We start from the raw sequence: 14,853 nt of genomic DNA on the forward strand, positions 1-14,853 counted from the left end.
TTGAAAGAAGGTTTTTCTACATATGAAACATGCTGAAAATGAATACTTAAATTTATGCCGCCATGTAATGGAGCATGGTACGAAGAAAGAAGACCGTACAGGGACAGGCACTGTATCTGTATTTGGATATCAAATGCGTTTTGATTTAAGTAAAGGTTTTCCTTTATTAACGACAAAGAGAGTGCCGTTTCGCCTTGTAGCAAGTGAATTGCTTTGGTTTATGAAAGGTGATACAAATATTCGTTATTTATTGCAGCATAATAATAACATTTGGAATGAATGGGCATTTAAGAGTTGGGTAGAAAGTGACGAGTATACGGGTCCTGACATGACTGATTTCGGTCTTCGCTCACAACAAGATGAGGAATTTAAGATTCAGTACGATGAGCAAATGGAATTGTTTAAAAAGAACGTTTTAGAGGATGATGATTTCTCAAATAAATATGGTTATTTAGGAGACGTATACGGTAAGCAGTGGCGTGCATGGAAAACGACAGCTGGTGAGACGCTTGACCAATTAAAAGATGTAATTGAAATGATTAAAAAAACACCAGATTCGCGTCGCCTAATTGTTTCTGCTTGGAATCCTGAAGATGTACCAAGTATGGCATTACCGCCTTGTCATACGTTATTCCAATTTTATGTAGCAGATGGCAAACTTTCTTGTCAGCTATATCAAAGAAGTGGTGACATATTCCTTGGAATTCCATTTAACATTGCAAGTTACTCACTGCTGACACATTTAATTGCACATGAATGCGGACTTGAAGTGGGAGAATTTGTTCATACAATTGGAGATGCACACATTTATACGAATCATTTTGAGCAAGTAGAAAAGCAATTGGCACGTGAACCACGTCCATTCCCGAAACTTACATTAAATCCAGATGTGAAATCTGTGTTTGATTTTGAAATGGAAGACTTAACGATTGAAGGATATGATCCACACCCAGCAATTAAAGCACCGGTTGCAGTGTAATTGTAGAGGAGATGAAAAGATGATAGTTTCATTTATGGTCGCAATGGACGAAAATCGAGTAATTGGTAAAGATAATAATTTGCCTTGGCGTTTACCGAGTGAATTACAATATGTAAAGAAAACAACGATGGGTCATTCGCTTATTATGGGAAGAAAAAACTATGAAGCGATTGGTAGACCACTGCCTGGAAGACGTAATATTATTGTAACTCGTAATGAAGGGTATCATGTTGAAGGCTGTGAAGTAGCACATTCTGTAGAAGAAGTGTTTGAGCTATGCAAAAATGAAGAAGAGATTTTTATTTTTGGCGGAGCGCAAATTTATGATCTCTTTTTACCTTATGTAGATAAGTTATATATAACAAAAATCCATCATGCATTTGAAGGAGATACATTCTTTCCAGAAATGGATATGACAAATTGGAAAGAAATTTTTGTTGAAAAAGGTTTAACGGATGAAAAAAATCCGTATACGTACTATTATCATGTATATGAAAAGCAACAATAATAAAAAGATTGATGTGAATATTCGCATCAATCTTTTTATTTGTATCCATTAATATAGGTTTATAGATGAGATTCGATAGTGCTATAATGAATGGTAGCATGTAAAAATGCTAAAATTTTCAAGAGTATTAAGATAGAAAGAGGAGGAGAATCGATTGAGAAAAATATGGGGGATTCTTTTTCTTTGCTTAACATTCATGTTAGTCGGATGTGGTAAAGAAGAAAAACCACAAGAAGCATTTGATACATATGCAAAAGCATGGAATAAACAAAAATTTGCAGAAATGTATGACCAATTATCAGAAAAGGCAAAAAAAGATATTTCAAAGAAAGAATTCACTGAGAAATATGAAAAAATTTATTCTGGCATTGAAGTGAAAGATTTAAAAGTAGAAACAGGGGAAGTAAAAGAAGATAAAAAAGATGAAGGCCCTGTTCCTTTTAAAGTAAGTATGGATACAGTTGGCGGTAAAATCACTTTTGGTCATGAAGCAAAAATGGTGAAAGAAAAAGATGGAGATAAAGAATCTTGGAAAGTAGATTGGACTCCTGATTTTATATTCCCAGGTATGACGAAAGATAGTAAAGTGCGTATGCAAACGACGCAGCCGAAGCGCGGAGAAATATATGACCGTAACGGTAAATATCTTGCGGTAAATGGTAAAGCTTCTGAAATCGGATTGATTCCTGAAAAATTAGGGGATACAGCTCCGCAAACGAAAGAAACGGTAGCAAAGTTGCTAAATATGTCTGTCGAAGAAATTGATCAAAAACTAGCAGCGAAATGGGTAAAACCAAATTACCTTGTACCAATGGGAATATTGCCTGAAGGAGCAACTCAAAATACGTACATAGATTTACCAGGTGTTGCAACAAAGCCAGTCAATGTTCGTTCATATCCATTAGGAGAAGAAGCAGCACATCTTACTGGCTATATTGGAAAAGTGAATGCTGAAGATTTAAAAACGCTACAAAAGAAAGGCTATCAAGCAGATGATCCAGTAGGTAAAGCTGGTTTAGAGCAAGTACTGGAAGAAAAGTTACGCGGTAAAAAAGGCGGTCGTGTCTTCATAGAAGATGCACAAGGAAAAGAAATTAAAAATTTAGCAAAAACAGATGCTGTTGATGGAGAAAATGTAACTTTAACGATTGACAGTGCAGTTCAAAGCGAAATTTATAATGAAATGAAAAATGAGGTAGGATCAAGTGCAGCAATTAATCCAAAGACTGGAGAAACACTTGCACTTGTGAGCACACCAGCTTATAACCCAAATACCCTTACAAGAGGGGCGTCAAAAGCGCAACGTGATGCGGTAAATAATGATCCGAAAAAACCGATGACAAATCGATTTACACAATTATCAGTTCCAGGATCTGTATTTAAGCCGATTACAGCTGCAATCGGTCTTGAAACGAAAACAATTGATCCAAAAGAAGAGTTAAAAATTGAAGGATTAAAATGGACAAAAGATTCTTCTTGGGGTAATTATTATGTAACTCGTGTAAAAGATGCAAATCCGATTGATTTTGATAAGGCGATGAAATACTCGGATAATATTTATTTCGCACAAGAAGCTTTGAAAATCGGAAAAGACAAATTTATGAGTGAAGCGAAAAAATTTGGATTCGATGAGAAATTACCAATTGAATATGGATTCCCAGCTTCTAAAATCGCAAATGATAGTATTAAAAATGATATTCAAATGGCAGACACAGGTTATGGACAAGGCCAAGTATTAATGACACCACTCCATCTAGCATTAACGTACGCACCAATTGTTAATGATGGAAACATACCTTCTCCATACATTATTAAAACAGATAAGCAGCCAAAAGTTTGGAAAGAGAATGTCATTTCAAAAGGCAATCAGGATATACTAAAAACTGCGATGACAAAAGTAATTAACGATCCAGATGGTACTGGGAAAATTGCTAAAATTGATGGTATGACGCTTGCTGGAAAAACAGGTACAGCGGAATTAAAAGTATCAAAAGAGGCTGAAGGAAAAGAACTAGGCTGGTTCGCTGCATTTGATTTAAATTCACCAGATATGGTTATTACTATGATGATTGAAGATGTAAAAGGTAGAGGCGGAAGTAATATTCCAGCTGAAAAAGTAAAACATGTATTTCAAAAATAATATGTAATAAAAGGTTAGCTCTATAATTTGTAGAGCTAACCTTTTTCTATGAAAGAATTCTTAATATCTATATACTGAATTTTAAGGAAACAAAATAAATCATTAACTTACGAAAAAAAAGTAGCTATTTTTTATTGACATCGAATGAAACTTTTTGTATTATACTTACATAAGGTAAGTTATTTACTTTAAAATTATAAATCTCAAATTAAAGATAAAATGTAGAAAAGGGAGAGAATACAATGACAAAAGTACTATTTATTACAGCAAATCCAAATTCAGCAGAAGGTTCTTTCGGAATGGCAGTAGGGGAAGCATTCATCGAAGCTTATAAAAACGAACATCCACAAGATGAAGTTGTAACAATTGATTTATTCAATACTACAGTACCAGCAATCGATGCAGATGTATTCGCTGCTTGGGGTAAATTTGCAGCAGGTGAAGGATTTGAAGCTTTAACTGAAGCTCAACAACAAAAAGTTGCAGCAATGAACACAAACTTAGAAACATTTATGAATGCAGATCGTTATGTATTTGTAACTCCAATGTGGAACTTTAGCTACCCACCAGTAGTAAAAGCATACTTAGACAACGTAGCAATCGCAGGTAAAACATTCAAATATACTGAAAATGGTCCAGTTGGCTTGTTAGAAGGTAAAAAAGCACTTCACATTCAAGCAACAGGTGGCGTATATTCTGAAGGAGCATACGCAGCTGTAGACTTCGGACGCAATCACTTAAAAACTGTATTAGGATTTGTCGGTGTAAATGATACTGAATATATTGCAGTTGAAGGTATGAATGCAAACCCTGAAAAAGCACAAGAAATTAAAGAAGCAGCAATTGCTAATGCTCGTGAATTAGCAAAACGTTTCTAATATATCATACTTAAAAATGTCCAAACACTTGTTGTTTGGACATTTTTTCTTCTTTTTCCTTCGTTTGTCTAGTATAATGAAGGTCGGAATGATAATAGGTGGGGGTTCTGTATGATTCAAACGTTTTTTAAAATCTTTTATTTAATTTTAATCGTAATTGCGATTACACCGAGAATGTGGCGTCTTAAAAGACAAGTAAATACGATGTCGCCACAAGAAAAAGATAATGCTGTGTACAAAACGACAAATTGGTTTGGTAAGAAAATGGTACGTGTAGCTGGAGGAACAGTAGAAGTTAAAGGACTTGAAAATGTTCCGAAAGATAAGCCGGTACTAGTTGTAAGTAATCACCAGAGTAATATGGATATCCCTGTTTTACTAGGTTATTTAAATAAACCAATTGGCTTCGTTTCAAAGGCAGAGATTAAAAAGTTCCCAGTTGTACCAACTTGGATGGAACTTATGAATTGTGTATTTATGGATCGTAGCGATCGTCGCCAGTCACTTCAAGCGATTAAAGATGGGATTGAACTATTGAAGAATGGACATTCTATCGTAATTTTCCCTGAAGGAACGAGAAGTAAGGGTGGCGAAATTGGAGAGTTTAAGGCTGGGAGTTTTCATCTTGCTGTAAAATCTGGTGTAGCAATCTTACCTGTAACATTAGATGGGACATATAAAATGTTTGAAGCAAATGGAAATCGTATGAAGCGAGCTCGTGCAACAGTAACAATTTCTAAGCCGATTACACCTGAAGAGTATGCGACTATGGATATTAAAGAGTTAACGAAGTATACACAGGATGTTATCGCATCACAATTACATAAGTAATAAAAAAGGTTTCAGCTTACATTAAGCTGAAACCTTTTTTATTATGCTGTAGGTAAGACGTAAAAGAGTACGCAGAAGAACATCATCGCACTACCACCTAATACGAAAAGATGCCAAATGGCATGGTTGAAAGGTAACTTTTCCCAAAGGAAGAATATAGCTCCTACAGAATATAAAATTCCGCCTGCTAAAAGTAGTGAAAAACCATGTCCAGTTAGATTTTCATAAAGTGGTTTAATAGCAACGATTATGAGCCATCCCATTATGATATAACATAGCGTCGATGCCTTAATAAAGCGACGTACAAAGAAAATTTTGAAGATGATACCCCCGATTGCTAGTGTCCATATAATTGCGAGTAACGTCCAACCTAATGGTCCACGAAGCGTAATAAGTAAAAAAGGAGTATATGTGCCAGCGATTAATAAATAAATGGCTGAGTGATCTAGTATAGTAAATAATTTTTCTACTTTTGGATGGTGAATGCTATGTAACAATGTCGAAAACAAGTACAGTAAGAACATGCTTACACCGTAAACCGTAAATGCAACAACAGCAGATGCGGTACCATGTTTAGAGGCATGAATAATCAATATGATTAAGGCAGGGATGCTTAAAATGGCACCGATACCATGTGTAATTGCATTTGCAATTTCTTCTTTCACAAATTGTGTCATTCGTGTCATTTTTTCAGTCATAATGGTAATCCTTTCTACTATTATAAAGTGAAACTTTAATCAGTGGGGGGCATCCCCCCACTGATTATTAGTTGAATCAATCGGGCTTTTACGGGCAGCCCACCCCCCACGTAACTTCTTTGCTTGCACTGAATTTTAAGGTGATGGTTCTTACTACCCGTTAAAGCGGGATAAAATAATATGTCTTTTCACTTACCATATCATACACAAGAGCAATAGAAAATGAAATTTGTATAATTGATTATATTTTTGAATTTTTTTGACAAAAGGTAATGGTTTTGTTGACGTTTTCAAACTTTTTTGACAAAATAAAATTATGCAATAGTAGGACAAGGAATCTACTAATAAAGGGGATGGAGAAATGTTTTCAAATATTGGCTTTCCAGGATTAATTTTAATTTTAGTAGCTGTACTTATTTTATTTGGGCCGAAAAAATTGCCGGAAATCGGAAAGGCTTTAGGGGAAACGTTAAAAGAATTTAAAAAATCAACGAAAGAATTGACTGATGATGCATTTCAAGAGAAGGAAAAGAAAGAAAAAATGTAATGAATTTTCTTCGAAATGGATAAATAAAGTGTGGTGAACGAGATGGAAGATCGGGAAATGAGTGTAGTAGAACATATAGTTGAGCTTCGCAAACGAGTAATATATACCGTGTTATCCTTTGTACTATTTTTAATTGTTGGGTTTACTTTTACGAAGGATATTTATTTTTGGCTTGTAAAAGACTTACCAATGAAATTAACTGTTCTCGGTCCAAGTGATGTATTGTGGATTTTTTTCTCGATTGCTACAGTATTTGCTATCGTTTGCACAATTCCTTTTGCTGCTATACAAATTTGGTTATTTGTAAAACCGGGTTTACATCCAAATGAACAAAAGATGACGTTAATGTATATACCGGTATTGTCTATATTATTTATTGCAGGTTTATGCTTTGGATATTTCGTTGTAATGCCGTTTTTATTTCATTTTTTAACTACGATAGGTAATGAAATGTTTAATACGATGTTTACGACAGAAAAGTATTTTCATTTTGTTCTTAATTTAACAGTTCCATTTGCTGTAATTTTTGAATTGCCAGTAGTAGTAATGTTTTTAACGAGTATTGGACTATTGACGGCGGAATTTCTAATAAAAATAAGAAGGTATGCTTACGTAGCATTGATTATCATTGCATCGTGTATATCACCGCCAGATTTTTTATCACATAGTTTAGTTGCGGTACCGCTTATTTGTATTTATGAAATTAGTATCGCTTTATCAAAGATTGTTAGTAAGCGAAAAAAGAAAAGAGAAGAAGAAATTCAGTCGAAAAGTGCCTCGTTATAAAGGCACTTTTTTTATTTATTTGTTATACTCTAGTTATAAACGTATACAATATAGAGAAGAAAAAAATTATAGAATCTCCAAAATTTAGACAAACTTTGCGCTTTTATAAGTTTATACTGAATATATTAAGCAATATACGGATAACGAGTCCTTATCTTATTAGGAATTTAGGGTGGGGGATGGATTAGGTGAAGATGAATAGAGTATAAATCTTCTAACCATAAGGACTACAGAGATTGTCTAAGGATACTTTTGTATTCATAGGAGTCGCCACTTTAAACAACGTGTTACAGCGTAAAGTAGAAGAAGTTCAAAAATCCAATGAAAAAGAGGATTGATATTGTGATTACGAAAAGTTTTTATTTCACTCATTCAACAGGGGAGTGTATTAAAATATTTGAAATCCCTGTCCTACAAGCGCAGCATCCATTATCGTTTCTAATACAGTCTCGTCTTCAATTATTTATTGCAAAAATTCAAAAACAAAAGCACCCAAGATTTTCGTATTCTTTCCGTGAATATTTACAAAATTGTTTGAAGTGGAATGATTATTTAAATGTATATAAAACAAATACTCTTGAAAAAAATGCATAATATAGAGTGGGGACAGGGTTAAGAGCTCTGTCTTTTTCATTTTAGATATAAAAATATAATTAATTTAATGAAATTTCGTTTCAAATTGTTGAAAGCAATGGGAATACTAGTATAATAACAAGGAGAGCGTATTGGAAAGGGAAGAATATAATATGCAAAAAATTAAAATTGTAACAGATTCAACGGCAGATTTATCACAAGAGGTAATTGAGAAGTATGACATCCATGTTCTACCATTATCAATCTCTGTAAATGGACAAACATATTTAGATCGCGTTGATCTACAACCAGATGAATTTATTGAAGAAATGATTAAATCAGAGGAACTACCAAAAACATCACAACCAGCAATGGGTACATTTGTAGAAATGTATGACAAGTTAGGGGAAGATGGAAGTGAAGTACTTTCCATTCATATGACAAGTGGAATGAGTGGTACTGTGGCAACTGCAAATAGTGCTGCATCAATGACCGACACAAAAGTAACAGTTGTTGATTCGCAATTTATTACACATGCTTTAGCATATCAAGTAGTTGAAGCTGCGAAAATGGCAAATGAAGGACGCTCACTAGAAGAAATTTTAAAACGTGTAGATGAAGTAAGGAAGAATACTCGATTATATGTAGTAGTAGATACATTAGAAAACTTAGTGAAGGGTGGGCGTATCGGTAAAGGAAAAGCGTTTATCGGTTCGCTACTTAATATAAAGCCAATTGCTAGCCTTGAAGAGGGTGTTTATAACCCTGTAACGAAAGTGCGTAGCCAAGGTCAAATTGTAAAAACGTTAGCTAAGTTATTTGAGGAAGATACAGCTGGAAAAGTTGTAAAAGCTGTGGCAATTCCGCATGCGAAAGCAATTCCTTTAGCTGAAAATGTAAAAGCGGCTGTTGAAAAAGTAAGTGGATTTGCTAAATCAGAAATTTTCTTTACAACGCCTATTATTAGTACTCATACAGGTCCGGGTGCAATCGGATTTATGTATTTAGCAGAATAATAAAAAAGCTACTTGAAATTTATTTCAAGTAGCTTTTTTATGTGAATAGAAAGTAAGAAATAAGAAGGGCTATACAGGCACTCCCGCTAATGATATAGCGAGTCTGTAAATATTCATTCATAAAAAACACCCTTTATGATTTTCTATATTATATGTTGAATATAGAAAATCAGTAGTTACGTTATACATGTAACGTTTCAATTTTTTCATTCACTTTCTTATAATGTGTTTCGCTATTATAAATGAAAGTTTGACCTAAAAAGAGTACATGCAGTTGTTCCCACGGTAACATACGTAAATTCCAATTATTTCGAAGCCTTGTTATTGCCTCGCGAGGTGTTTCATCAGCGAGTGCAAAAGCTCCGTAATGCATTGGTATAAAGTGTGTAGCATTTAAATCTAAATAAGCTTGCACTGCTTCTTCAGGTGAAACGTGAGATATTTTCATAAACCATTCTGGTTCATAAGCTCCAATTGGCATAAGGGCAATATCAATCGAAAAGCGTTTGCCAATTTCTTTGAAACCTTGGAAATAGCCACTGTCTCCACAAAAATAAATGGTTTCCTCCACATTGTCATTTTTAATAATCCATCCACCCCAGTGAGATGTGTTCATATCAAATAATGATCTTCTCGTCCAGTGCTGAGCAGGTACGAAGTGAAAGGAAACATCATCAATAGTCGTACTTTCCCACCATTTATACTCTTCTACATTGTTGAATTTTTTACGAGTAAATAATTTTTTTAGCCCAATGGGTACTAAGTATAATACGTCATCATTAAGTTGGCGAAGTGTTGAAAAATCTAAATGATCATAATGACCATGTGAAATGAGGACAATATCAATTTTAGGTAGTTCTTGTATAGAAAGACCAGGTTCAGTAAGTCTTGAGACTAGCTTCAATTTATTGGCCCATACTGGATCCGTTAATATATTAAGTCCATTCGTTTGGATAAGAAAAGTAGAATGCCCAATCCATGTGACAGTCGTTTTTTCAATATTACTTTGCAAAAATGCACTTTGTTTAACGGGTGATTGTTCTACTAAGAAAGAAAAATCTTTTTTGTTTTGCTTTCGTTCTTTACGCCAGCGTATAAAAGAGCGAATTGATTTTTTTGTACTCACATTATCCATATTTTCATAGCGCTTTGCCATGAACATCACCTCATTTAAAATCGTTGTAATTGTATTGTACCGAAATGTTGTTAAGGAATACAGTGTATAACATGGATGAATGTTTAAATAATTGTAAAAAAACAGGAAGATGCATTTACAAAAATAACAATAAAATTAGTTTTGCGACGATTATTTAGAGAAATAATAGTAAAAAAATTATTTTGTCTAGTAATTCGCTTGAAATAAAGAAGTAACATACGTAAATTCGTACGATTTCGTGAACAAATGTAGTAAACAATTTTCTCGTAGTGTTAACTTTTGTTATGATAAACATAACCTATTTAAATTTAGGATAGAGAAAAGAGGTTTATAAATGAAGCGTTATCAAAAAGTAATTGGTCTTATGGTTGTATTTTGTCTCTTTGTACTTGCTGGATGTAGTGGATCAGGTTCAAAGCTTCGTAAACCATTGAATTGGGATTTAGAAACTTTCCAATTTACGAATCAAGATGGAAAGCCATTTGGTACAAAAGATTTAAAAGGGAAAGTTTGGGTTGCAGATTTTATGTTCACAAACTGTCAAACAGTTTGTCCGCCAATGACTGCTAATATGGCGAAATTACAGAAAATGGCAAAGGAAGAGAAATTAGATGTTCAGTTTGTATCATTTAGCGTAGATCCTGACCTTGATAAGCCAGAAAACTTGAAAGCTTTCATTCAAAAGTTTACAGAAGATACAAGTAACTGGAACCTGTTAACAGGTTATTCGTTAGAAGATATTACAAAGTTTTCAAAAGATAATTTCCAATCACTTGTAGATAAACCTGAAAATGGTCAAGTGATACATGGTACGTCATTTTATTTAATTGATCAAAACGGAAAAGTAATGAAAAAGTACAGTGGTATTAGTAATACGCCGTATGAGGACATTATACGTGATATGAAGCGATTAGCAGAATAAAAAGAAGGGTGCAGATTAAAGCACCCTTCTTTTTTACATTAATCTATGGATAAAATGTCATGTTGCTGTGGAAGTTTTGGAGCCCGAATTTCTAACACGCCATTTTGATACGAAGCTTTTGCTGCTTTTTTATTAATGGAGTACGGTAATTTAATTAATCTGGATGCTTCTGAAATAGAACGTTCTCGGCGATAATAGTTATGGGATGTTTGCTCTTCTTCTTCCAGTATCTCTTCTTTTACAGAGACTTTTAAGTATTCATTTTGTATTTCAATTTGAATTTGTTCTTTTTGTATACCTGGTAGTTCAGCTGTAACAACGAGTTCTTCACCAACTTCATATAAATCTACAGGGAATGTTAATAAACGATTTCCTTTTTGGAAAAAATGATTTAAATCAGCAATTACATTGCGAAGTGGTGTTTGCTCGAAGAAATCATCAATTTGCTTTAAATAATTGCGAACCGGTGGGCGAGAAGAGTCTTTTTTTTCTTCACTCATGGTATTCCCTCCTAGAAATCAATTTGCAATATCATATGACAAAAGCGGAGAAAGGTGATTGCCTAATTTTCATGTTTTCATAAAAAATTGTTAAAAATGTGAAATGGAGTGATTTTTTTATAGTTTTTGGTCGCCATATTCAGTTGATTATGCTAGTATAAATAGGGTTGATATAGTAGTATAGAAACAGAATGAAAACTGAAAGAGGGTAAGAAGTATGTGTGGTTTTGTAGGATGTTTATGTGAAAACCCTAGAGAGTTTTCAGAAACAGAAAAACATCAATTTGAAAATATGAACACGATGATTTTCCACCGTGGTCCAGATGACGAAGGATATTTTCGTGATGAGCATGTACAATTTGGCTTCCGCCGTTTAAGTATCATTGACTTAGAGGCAGGACATCAGCCGCTAACTTATGAAAATGATCGATATGTAATTATTTTTAATGGTGAAATTTACAACTATGTAGAATTACGTGAAATGTTACTTGAAAAAGGTGCAACGTTTGCAACGCAATCTGATACAGAAGTTATCATTGCATTGTATGCACATATGAAAGAAAAATGTGTAGACTACCTTCGTGGTATGTTTGCATTTATGATTTGGGATCGTGAAGAAAAGAAACTTTTCGGTGCACGTGACCACTTCGGTATTAAACCTTTATACATCGCACAACAAGGTGATACTACATTCTTCGCATCTGAGAAGAAAAGTATTATGCATGTGATGGAAGATAAAGGCGTTAACCCAACGTCATTACAACATTACTTTACGTACCAATATGGTCCAGAGCCAGAAACATTAACAATTGATGTTAATAAAATCGAACCTGGTCATTATTTCGTAAAAGAAATCGGTAAAGAGATGGAAATCCATCGCTACTGGAAACCTTATTTCAATGCTTCAAGTGCAACGAAAGAGGAGCATATCCAAGCAATTCGTGATGTGTTATATGATTCAGTAAAAGTGCATATGCGCAGTGATGTACCAGTAGGTTCATTCTTATCTGGTGGTATCGATTCATCTATCATCGCTTCTATCGCAAGAGAAATGAATCCAAATCTTTTAACATTCTCTGTTGGTTTTGAGCAACGTGGTTTCAGTGAAGTTGATGTTGCGAAAGAAACTGCTGAGAAATTAGGCGTTAAAAACCATAACGTATTCATTTCAGCGAAAGAGTTTATGGATGAGTTCCCAAAAATCATTTGGCATATGGATGATCCTTTAGCAGATCCAGCAGCTGTACCGTTGTACTTCGTTGCTAAAGAAGCACGTAAGCATGTAACAGTTGTTCTTTCAGGCGAAGGTGCAGACGAGCTATTTGGTGGTTATAACATTTATCGTGAGCCAAACTCACTGAAAATGTTCTCTTACATTCCTAGCCCAGGTAAGAGCGTTCTAAAAGCACTAAGTGGTGCTCTTAAAGAAGGCTTTAAAGGAAAGAGTTTCCTAGAGCGTGGATGTACGCCAATTGAAGAGCGTTACTATGGAAACGCGAAAATCTTCCGTGAAGAAGAGAAAGCTGAATTAATGAAGTATTACAATGAAAGTGTTAACTATATGGATATCACGAAACCATTGTATAACGAAATTAAAGATTATGATGATGTAAGCAAAATGCAGTACATTGACATGTTCACATGGTTACGCGGTGACATTTTATTAAAAGCTGATAAAATGACAATGGCAAACTCATTAGAACTTCGTGTACCGTTCTTAGATAAAGAAGTATTCGATGTTGCATCTAAAATTCCAACTGAATTTAAGATTGCTAACGGAACTACGAAAGCTATTTTACGTGAAGCAGCACGCGGAATCGTTCCAGATCACGTATTAGATCGTAAAAAACTTGGATTCCCAGTACCAATTCGTCACTGGTTAAAAGACGAAATGCATGATTGGGCTATCAATATTATAAACGAGAGTAAGACAGAGCATTTAATCGACAAACAGTATGTATTAAACTTACTGGAAGCACATTGTGCAGATAAAGGCGATTATAGCCGTAAAATTTGGACTGTACTTGCGTTTATGGTATGGCATCAAATTTATGTTGAGCATAAATACGATACGAATAAGTTCCACGAAGAAACGAAACGTGCGTATAGCTTAGTTTAATTAGAAAAACCTTAAGATCGCATACGGTCTTAAGGTTTTTTTCATAAATAGGACGTATTATTGATACAATAATAGTAAAAGGATGGACAACATATGATTACGTTTGAAAAAGTAACTGTAGAAAATGAAAACGTTGTGAAAGAAATGTTTCGCTCACATAGTTTAACTGAGAATCAAGTACAGTATTGTGTGAAGGTTGATGATACATATATCGGTGTAATAGACTATAATGTACAAGAGGAGACTGCGATTTTATCTCAGTTAATTATTCACTTTGACTATCAAAGTTACGGTTATGGTACAAATACGTATTTCACATTTGAAATGATGATGAAAGAAAGAAATGTGAAAGAGATAAAGGTATTACAAACGGAATTAACAGAACAAGCGAAATCTTTCATAGAGAGCTTTGGATTTAATGTGGAAGACGGAATATATGTGAAGAAAATATAGCGATGAGTAGTTATGCGGGATAAATATAAGGCAGGTGGATGTATGACGATGACTTCTGGTCTTGTATTAATTGGAGGGTGTTTTTTAGTAGCGGAGCTAAGCCATATGTTTATTCGAAAAAGAATGAATAAGAAGAGAAAGCCGTATGAATTACAATATGCTCCAGTGTTTTTCCTTTTGTTTTGTATGCTACTTACATTACAAAATATAACGAACTTTCCACCGCTTTTAAATATTTTTTTAAAGTTCGGTTTGCTGTATAGTACCACTGGAATAACCCTTTTATTTCTTTTATTTTGCATACGTTATATTCACTATCAATCGTATATATTTATATTAAATTGGTTAAAGCAAAATGATAGTAACCGCCTTACTTAAGGGCGGTTTTTTTATTTGTAATTAGAGTGATTTTGTATATAAAGCCCAAAAATCATTGGAAATCTATAAAAATGATTGGATGTTTTAACATATTATCTATTATTAGTATGTGGTACTATATGTTCTTAACATGTAAAGTAAGTAGGTGTATAAATTTGAAATGTTAATCAACTAGTTTATCCCACTTTAATGGGCAGTAAGAACCCCACCTCAAAATTCAGCGAAAGCAAAGAAGTTAAATGGGGATCGGGCTACCCATTAAAGTCCGATTGGTTAGGGCTAATAATCAGTGGGGGATGAAGAAAACCCCCACTGATTAAAGTTTCACTTTATATGAAGTGCTGAAAAATAGCAGAATTAAATTTTAGC

The 14,853-nt window shown here is 34.1% G+C and carries 16 protein-coding genes; 13 read left to right on the forward strand and 3 right to left on the reverse strand.

What is annotated here, in order from left to right; genetic code table 11:
- Positions 1-22: 22 nt before the first annotated feature.
- From MR070_RS13380 to MR070_RS13400, 5 genes are all read left to right on the forward strand, one after another.
- Positions 23-979 carry a thymidylate synthase gene (locus MR070_RS13380; protein WP_044792536.1) on the forward strand — a complete coding sequence of 319 codons (957 nt, stop codon included), beginning with the start codon at positions 23-25 and terminating at the stop codon, positions 977-979.
- 19 nt (positions 980-998) lie between these two features.
- A complete protein-coding gene (locus MR070_RS13385) occupies positions 999-1,487 on the forward strand; it encodes a dihydrofolate reductase (RefSeq protein WP_014893782.1) in 489 nt (162 codons plus the stop codon).
- A 154-nt stretch (positions 1,488-1,641) separates the two neighbouring features.
- A complete protein-coding gene (gene pbpC / locus MR070_RS13390; protein WP_070805916.1) occupies positions 1,642-3,627 on the forward strand; it encodes a penicillin-binding protein 3 in 1,986 nt (661 codons plus the stop codon).
- 242 nt (positions 3,628-3,869) lie between these two features.
- Positions 3,870-4,505, forward strand: a complete 636-nt coding sequence (locus MR070_RS13395) for an FMN-dependent NADH-azoreductase (protein WP_000170021.1) — start codon at positions 3,870-3,872, stop codon at positions 4,503-4,505.
- A gap of 111 nt (positions 4,506-4,616) precedes the next feature.
- Complete coding sequence (locus tag MR070_RS13400) at positions 4,617-5,336, forward strand: lysophospholipid acyltransferase family protein (RefSeq protein ID WP_000616585.1); 720 nt, start codon at positions 4,617-4,619, stop codon at positions 5,334-5,336.
- 41 nt (positions 5,337-5,377) lie between these two features.
- Here the strand turns inward: MR070_RS13400 and trhA are convergent, their stop codons facing one another.
- Positions 5,378-6,034: a PAQR family membrane homeostasis protein TrhA gene (trhA, locus tag MR070_RS13405; RefSeq protein ID WP_000136894.1), complete on the reverse strand. Its 657-nt coding sequence runs from the start codon at positions 6,032-6,034 to the stop codon at positions 5,378-5,380.
- 361 nt (positions 6,035-6,395) lie between these two features.
- Here trhA and MR070_RS13410 point away from each other — a divergent pair, with 361 nt between their 5' ends.
- The 4 genes from MR070_RS13410 to MR070_RS13425 all read left to right on the forward strand — a co-directional run bounded on the left by MR070_RS13410 (position 6,396) and on the right by MR070_RS13425 (position 8,956).
- Positions 6,396-6,581 carry a twin-arginine translocase TatA/TatE family subunit gene (locus MR070_RS13410; protein WP_000492443.1) on the forward strand — a complete coding sequence of 62 codons (186 nt, stop codon included), beginning with the start codon at positions 6,396-6,398 and terminating at the stop codon, positions 6,579-6,581.
- A 42-nt stretch (positions 6,582-6,623) separates the two neighbouring features.
- Complete coding sequence (gene tatC / locus MR070_RS13415) at positions 6,624-7,367, forward strand: twin-arginine translocase subunit TatC (RefSeq protein WP_000390139.1); 744 nt, start codon at positions 6,624-6,626, stop codon at positions 7,365-7,367.
- A 342-nt stretch (positions 7,368-7,709) separates the two neighbouring features.
- The gene (locus MR070_RS13420) at positions 7,710-7,961 is read left to right on the forward strand and encodes a DUF2535 family protein (protein WP_000629015.1); all 252 of its coding nucleotides are present in this window, start codon (positions 7,710-7,712) and stop codon (positions 7,959-7,961) included.
- A gap of 152 nt (positions 7,962-8,113) precedes the next feature.
- A complete protein-coding gene (locus tag MR070_RS13425; protein ID WP_041184214.1) occupies positions 8,114-8,956 on the forward strand; it encodes a DegV family protein in 843 nt (280 codons plus the stop codon).
- Positions 8,957-9,137: 181 nt separating this feature from the next.
- Here MR070_RS13425 and MR070_RS13430 read toward each other — a convergent pair whose 3' ends face one another.
- On the reverse strand, positions 9,138-10,112 hold the full coding sequence (locus MR070_RS13430; RefSeq protein ID WP_046197521.1) for an MBL fold metallo-hydrolase: 975 nt from the start codon (positions 10,110-10,112) through the stop codon (positions 9,138-9,140).
- 334 nt (positions 10,113-10,446) lie between these two features.
- On the opposite strand from MR070_RS13430, the gene MR070_RS13435 reads away from it, so the two are divergent.
- Positions 10,447-11,034 carry an SCO family protein gene (locus MR070_RS13435; RefSeq protein WP_000833353.1) on the forward strand — a complete coding sequence of 196 codons (588 nt, stop codon included), beginning with the start codon at positions 10,447-10,449 and terminating at the stop codon, positions 11,032-11,034.
- 38 nt (positions 11,035-11,072) lie between these two features.
- On the opposite strand, the gene MR070_RS13440 is transcribed toward MR070_RS13435, so the two are convergent.
- Complete coding sequence (locus tag MR070_RS13440; RefSeq protein ID WP_001288082.1) at positions 11,073-11,534, reverse strand: Hsp20/alpha crystallin family protein; 462 nt, start codon at positions 11,532-11,534, stop codon at positions 11,073-11,075.
- 217 nt (positions 11,535-11,751) lie between these two features.
- Here MR070_RS13440 and asnB point away from each other — a divergent pair, with 217 nt between their 5' ends.
- The 3 genes from asnB to MR070_RS13455 all read left to right on the forward strand — a co-directional run bounded on the left by asnB (position 11,752) and on the right by MR070_RS13455 (position 14,484).
- A complete protein-coding gene (asnB, locus tag MR070_RS13445) occupies positions 11,752-13,653 on the forward strand; it encodes an asparagine synthase (glutamine-hydrolyzing) (RefSeq protein ID WP_000333816.1) in 1,902 nt (633 codons plus the stop codon).
- A 93-nt stretch (positions 13,654-13,746) separates the two neighbouring features.
- On the forward strand, positions 13,747-14,106 hold the full coding sequence (locus MR070_RS13450; protein ID WP_044790704.1) for a GNAT family N-acetyltransferase: 360 nt from the start codon (positions 13,747-13,749) through the stop codon (positions 14,104-14,106).
- Positions 14,107-14,154: 48 nt separating this feature from the next.
- Positions 14,155-14,484 (forward strand): hypothetical protein, encoded by a 330-nt coding sequence (locus MR070_RS13455; protein WP_242261489.1) that lies wholly within the window; start codon positions 14,155-14,157, stop codon positions 14,482-14,484.
- Positions 14,485-14,853 lie beyond the last annotated feature (369 nt).

The organism is Bacillus cereus group sp. BfR-BA-01453, assembly GCF_022662915.1.
Lineage (GTDB): Bacteria > Bacillota > Bacilli > Bacillales > Bacillaceae_G > Bacillus_A > Bacillus_A paranthracis.

Excerpts from the sequence above, each read along its gene's own strand:
- tatC (WP_000390139.1), top strand. The coding sequence starts at position 6,624 with ATGGAAGATCGGGAAATGAGTGTAGTAGAACATATAGTTGAGCTTCGC.
- MR070_RS13380 (WP_044792536.1), top strand. The coding sequence starts at position 23 with ATGAAACATGCTGAAAATGAATACTTAAATTTATGCCGCCATGTAATG.
- MR070_RS13435 (WP_000833353.1), top strand. The coding sequence starts at position 10,447 with ATGAAGCGTTATCAAAAAGTAATTGGTCTTATGGTTGTATTTTGTCTC.
- asnB (WP_000333816.1), top strand. The coding sequence starts at position 11,752 with ATGTGTGGTTTTGTAGGATGTTTATGTGAAAACCCTAGAGAGTTTTCA.
- MR070_RS13450 (WP_044790704.1), top strand. The coding sequence starts at position 13,747 with ATGATTACGTTTGAAAAAGTAACTGTAGAAAATGAAAACGTTGTGAAA.
- MR070_RS13455 (WP_242261489.1), top strand. The coding sequence starts at position 14,155 with ATGACTTCTGGTCTTGTATTAATTGGAGGGTGTTTTTTAGTAGCGGAG.
- trhA (WP_000136894.1), bottom strand. The coding sequence starts at position 6,034 with ATGACTGAAAAAATGACACGAATGACACAATTTGTGAAAGAAGAAATT.
- MR070_RS13400 (WP_000616585.1), top strand. The coding sequence starts at position 4,617 with ATGATTCAAACGTTTTTTAAAATCTTTTATTTAATTTTAATCGTAATT.
- MR070_RS13425 (WP_041184214.1), top strand. The coding sequence starts at position 8,114 with ATGCAAAAAATTAAAATTGTAACAGATTCAACGGCAGATTTATCACAA.
- MR070_RS13395 (WP_000170021.1), top strand. The coding sequence starts at position 3,870 with ATGACAAAAGTACTATTTATTACAGCAAATCCAAATTCAGCAGAAGGT.
- MR070_RS13385 (WP_014893782.1), top strand. The coding sequence starts at position 999 with ATGATAGTTTCATTTATGGTCGCAATGGACGAAAATCGAGTAATTGGT.
- MR070_RS13440 (WP_001288082.1), bottom strand. The coding sequence starts at position 11,534 with ATGAGTGAAGAAAAAAAAGACTCTTCTCGCCCACCGGTTCGCAATTAT.
- MR070_RS13410 (WP_000492443.1), top strand. The coding sequence starts at position 6,396 with ATGTTTTCAAATATTGGCTTTCCAGGATTAATTTTAATTTTAGTAGCT.
- MR070_RS13430 (WP_046197521.1), bottom strand. The coding sequence starts at position 10,112 with ATGGCAAAGCGCTATGAAAATATGGATAATGTGAGTACAAAAAAATCA.